The sequence below is a fragment of the Ferroglobus sp. genome (assembly GCF_015521575.1).
Lineage (GTDB): Archaea > Halobacteriota > Archaeoglobi > Archaeoglobales > Archaeoglobaceae > Ferroglobus.
Genome location: NZ_WANY01000170.1, coordinates 1 through 4,368, shown reverse-complemented (window position 1 = coordinate 4,368; position 4,368 = coordinate 1). Strand labels below are relative to the sequence as shown.

The 4,368-nt window shown below is 42.7% G+C and carries 6 protein-coding genes; 5 read left to right on the top strand and 1 reads right to left on the bottom strand.

Annotated features, from left to right (window positions below; translation table 11 throughout):
• Positions 1–483 precede the first annotated feature (483 nt).
• Positions 484–705: a heavy-metal-associated domain-containing protein gene (locus tag F7C14_RS06960; protein ID WP_290901288.1), complete on the bottom strand. Its 222-nt coding sequence runs from the start codon at positions 703–705 to the stop codon at positions 484–486.
• A 91-nt stretch (positions 706–796) separates the two neighbouring features.
• Between F7C14_RS06960 and F7C14_RS06955 the strand changes: the two genes are divergently transcribed.
• The 5 genes from F7C14_RS06955 (at position 797) to F7C14_RS06935 (ending at position 4,341) form a co-directional block, all read left to right on the top strand.
• The gene (locus F7C14_RS06955; protein ID WP_290901286.1) at positions 797–1,450 is read left to right on the top strand and encodes an enoyl-CoA hydratase/isomerase family protein; all 654 of its coding nucleotides are present in this window, start codon (positions 797–799) and stop codon (positions 1,448–1,450) included.
• Positions 1,443–2,138, top strand: coding sequence for an HAD family hydrolase (locus F7C14_RS06950; protein ID WP_290901284.1), 696 nt, complete (start codon positions 1,443–1,445; stop codon positions 2,136–2,138). Before F7C14_RS06955 ends, F7C14_RS06950 begins: the two co-directional genes overlap by 8 nt.
• 91 nt (positions 2,139–2,229) lie before the next feature.
• A complete protein-coding gene (locus F7C14_RS06945; RefSeq protein WP_290901282.1) occupies positions 2,230–2,388 on the top strand; it encodes a hypothetical protein in 159 nt (52 codons plus the stop codon).
• A 387-nt stretch (positions 2,389–2,775) separates the two neighbouring features.
• On the top strand, positions 2,776–3,645 hold the full coding sequence (locus F7C14_RS06940; RefSeq protein WP_290901280.1) for a hypothetical protein: 870 nt from the start codon (positions 2,776–2,778) through the stop codon (positions 3,643–3,645).
• A 90-nt stretch (positions 3,646–3,735) separates the two neighbouring features.
• On the top strand, positions 3,736–4,341 hold the full coding sequence (locus F7C14_RS06935) for a hypothetical protein (RefSeq protein WP_290901278.1): 606 nt from the start codon (positions 3,736–3,738) through the stop codon (positions 4,339–4,341).
• Positions 4,342–4,368: the final 27 nt, after the last annotated feature.

Sequence of the window (4,368 nt, the reverse complement as noted above, 5' to 3'; positions counted from 1 at the left end):
CTCTAAATTTATAAAATTTTTTTAGATGATTAACCAAGCAAGTGAATGGTTAAATATCTGCGATAATTTTTCACCGTTCTGTCTGCTTCTCTCGCAACTCGAATTTTTCGAGTTCTTACGTTAATAGTTGTTTATATTTAATCATTTCGATAATAGGGCTCTTCACTCCCCCGTTGGTTGCTGACAACAACATTTGGTGTAAAAAGTATCCGTTCAATTTTGAAGGCTCTCGAAAACTTAGGCTTGGAATTAAAGTGAAGCCTATCGAAAAGCGTAGCTTAGTTTAAACCGCTTTTGCCTAAATCGTAACAAAAAACCCCGTTGCAATCACTTAAGCTGGCTAAGTTGCCGAGACTAACTTCCGAGCGAAAACTTTTTATGCTACTTTGTCACTTTGATACACAATTACAAAGAGGTGGTAAAAATGGATGAAAAAGAAAAGCTAAAGGATCCGAAAATTTTCGCTCCGACGTAGCGGTGAGCTTAGCTAACTACCCCTCCGAACTTATACCCAATCTTTTCAATCTTTTCAGCTATTTTCTCAATGTTTACGAACTCATCGTCGAATTGAATTTTCGCAATTCCCTCCTCCAGATTTACTTCAACACCCTTAACGCCTTCCACTGACTTCAAAGCGTTTTCAACAGCCTTCGCACAGCTAACGCAGCTCATACCTTCAACCCTTACGATTTTTTCAACTATCATATTCCAACCTTCACTTTCCGACGAGAAATATTTCACTGTTTACAAACTGTTAAACCGGTAGTGTTTTCTTTAGAGACTATCGCTTTCTTCCATGGACGTGGATGTCGTTAAATTCAAAAGACCTAAGAAGCACAACGCACTCGATCTTGATCACCTAAAAGAAATCTACGAAGATTTCGAGTCCTGCAAAAATGCTGTGGTAATTTACGGAGAACCGAGTTTTTGCTCGGGCATAGATCTCGACTATTTCAGAAATGCTGAAGAAAAAGAGATAGAGGAATTTGCAGAGCTTGCGAACTCGCTGATTTTAAAAATCTGCTCTTATCCGAAACCGGTTATCGCATTCGTTAAAGGGTACGCAATCGGTGCCGGATTCAGCATAGCTTTAGCTTGTGATTCGGTGATTGCCGACGAGAACGCGGTATTTTCAACGGGTTTTGCAAAACTTGGAATCGCTCCGGACATGGGTATTTCATACTTGCTACCGAGGGTTATCGGATTGAAAAAAGCGCTTTACCTTCTCATGAGTGCAGAAAGAATTACAGCGGAGAAAGCTTACGAACTTGGAATCGTTCAAAGCTTTGGAGAGCTTGAAGATGCAATTAAACTTGCAAAAGAGCTCGATGGGAATTCGGTCAAGTACATTAAGGAGCTCGTATATCATGAGTTAAAAAAGCACGTAGAGAAAGAGATGAGTCTCGCGTTGATGTCAATTAAGGAGATTAGAGGACAACAGGATGGTTGACCGTAAAATTTTCATTTTCGATTTCGACGGGACGTTGGTGGACAGCTATTCCTGTCTACCGGAAATTTACAAATCGATAGCGGTGAAAGTTGGTTTGAAAGGAGAGAGCGTTACCGAATTCGTAAAAAGAGCTTTAGAGTACGAGAATTTGTGGGATTATCTTGAAAATTACGATCGGAAAAGCTGGTGGACGATGCTCTTCGCAGAATTCAACTTGAAATTGGACAATAAAGCTTTGGAAGACCTTTTGAGGTTCTACTGGGTTATGAGAGCCGAAAAAAGTTTTGTCGTAGAAAACTGTGCAGAGACTTTAGAAGTTCTCAAAAATAAAGGGAAAAGGTTGGTTATCGTCGCTGGAAACGACGGGTTGAAGAGTATAAAAAGAATGAGAATCAAGAAAAGTGGTCTCTCCAAATACTTCGACGAAATTTTCATCGTCGGAGAAGATGCTAAAAATCGAGTAGAAGCAATCAAAATCGTCGCTAACAAGTACAATGTTAACTTTGGAGAGATCGTGTTCGTTGACGATAAACCTTCAGCAATAAACGAGGTCAAAAACGCTGTGAAGGATATCACAGCGGTTAGAGTGAAATTTAAAAGTGCATTCAAACCCGCTTCATCAGAAGGCTACCTTTGCGATTTCGAAATAGAGAAGATAAACGACCTTTTGAAGGTCTTAGAGATTTAAAGTGCAGCGTTAGGAGAGAACTTGAAAATTATCGGGTTCGGAACGAAAGTTCTTCCGCTAACTTTATCACCTCTCGAACTAACTTACTCCCATGGCAAAAATCACACTCGAACAGCTTGCGAAAGACCTTGAACAGCTCAAGAGAAGGGTGGAATACCTCGAATCCCAGCTTCTCACGAAGCAGGACATAATCGAAATCGAAGAGTTTCTCAGAAAAAAGATAGATGAGAACTCGAACTGCATTTTTTGAGAAAGCTCTGAAGGAGTTTGGGATAGATGAGGTCGAAGGAAGGGCTTACAAATTAACCACTTCAGCAATTAATGGTAGCTCTTATTTTTATTCACACGTATGAACCAATACAAAATAAAATTAACGCTAACAGTAAATAAAAGCGTTCTTGAGAGAGCTAAGGAATTGATCCCCAACCTTAGCGCCTTCGTCAAAATGAAGCTTTGAGAGAGTATTATTCACTTCGAAACGAGTCTAAAAAGGATTTCGAATGGGCCCGTTTTGTACTAATCGATGAACTCGAACCGGGCAAGATCGGAGAGCTGTCACCTGAAACGTCACATGATTTCTGATCAGCACCAGAATAAGAATAAAAACATGCGCATAACCCAGAGATCTGTACTGGAGATGCTCTTGGAGTTATACGAAAGCAAGAAAAGACCGGTATGCATAGGTGATCTTAAACGTGCGTTCAACATCCTGGAGAAGAGAGATGCAGCAAGATCAAACAACTGGAGGAATGCGGATAAGATAGAATACGCTTTGAGAGCCCTCTTCAAAAAGGGAAAGCTCTCGAGATCTGAGAGACAGGTTAAGCTAGAGAACTACCCTGCATCGCCATATGCCAGCATTAGGAGCAGGACAGTCAACGTGTACTTCTACGCTCCAGCAGATTGCGCCGGACAGATTCTGAGCTTTGATGTGGATGGAAACCACGTTTCCGTGAAGTTCATCCAGTATGAGGAGAGAGTGAATGAAAGGACGAAAAAAGAGATGGTTCTTGAAGTGCTCAGAAATGCGGAGAGGGCAATGACCGCAGGAGAGATCGTGGAAGAGATCTGCAGAAGATACAACGCTTACAGAATAGAGAGCAGGCAGGACTACTACAACGCGATAAGCTCGATAACGAGAGCTGTGCTGAAGCCCCTGAGGAAGCACGGGCTGCGTGGTTTCAAGCTCGACGGGAAATGGGTGTGGTACTTCACGGAAAAACAGTTGGAAAATTTCAGGGAGCACTACATAAGGAACAGCGAGCTTCTCAGGACAGCGAGAGATCTTGTCAAGAGCGAGAAGGCGGTTCCGCTGAGCAGGATTTTATCCGAGACTGCAGCGACGCCTGACGAGGCGAAGTACCATCTGAAGAGAGTTGCGAAGTACATACCCGTCGAGATAAGGGTTGAGACAGTCGATGGAAAGACGGATGTTCACATTTCCGTGCCAGAATTCAAGAGAGATTCGTTCATAGACTGGTTGGGCTATGTAGTGCCAAAATCTTAGTCTGGTTTTGGCTATGAGAGCTTTCTCGTTGATCTCGATTCGGACTGGGTTGAAGCTCTGAAAGCTGCTATCAAAAAATCGCTTGAAAGGGTGAACATCAAAACTGTCATAGGTGCTTTCTACGAAAAGCTCGTGGCGAGGGTTTTCGAGGTTCTGTGCACATCAGAAGAGCTAAGGAAAAATCCGGAGCTGAGCAAATTCACAATACCCTTCGTCTTCAGAGAGGCTAAGGTAACGAATGTGTGGATAGTCACGGAGCAGGGGAGGAAAATCGAATTCGATGTTCTGATAAGGGGAACGTTCTACTCCTTCGATGTGATGGCATCCGGAAGGGAAACGCTCGATATAGTAATTCCGATAGAATGCAAGTACCGCATGGTAAAGCCGGAGGATGTAATGGCCTTTGATGACAGAGTAAGAGCGGCTTTTGGAGAGAGAAGGAATGTACTGCCGCTCATGATAGGACTTGGCTGGAACAGCGAGGCTCTGCACATCGCGAAGAGGCTGGGAATAATGACTCTTTACTTTTCAGCTGTGGATAAACTTCTCAGCGAGATGCTGGGCAGGAGTTACAGGCACGAGCATGAATGGAAAAAAGTTGAGGAGATGCTGAACAAAGGTGAAATAACGCTGAAGGAGCTGAGGGAGAGGCTGAAAAACGGGGAGTGGAGGTTTGAGTTTGAAAGGATGTTATAATGAAATAGCATCATGATTATCTTAATT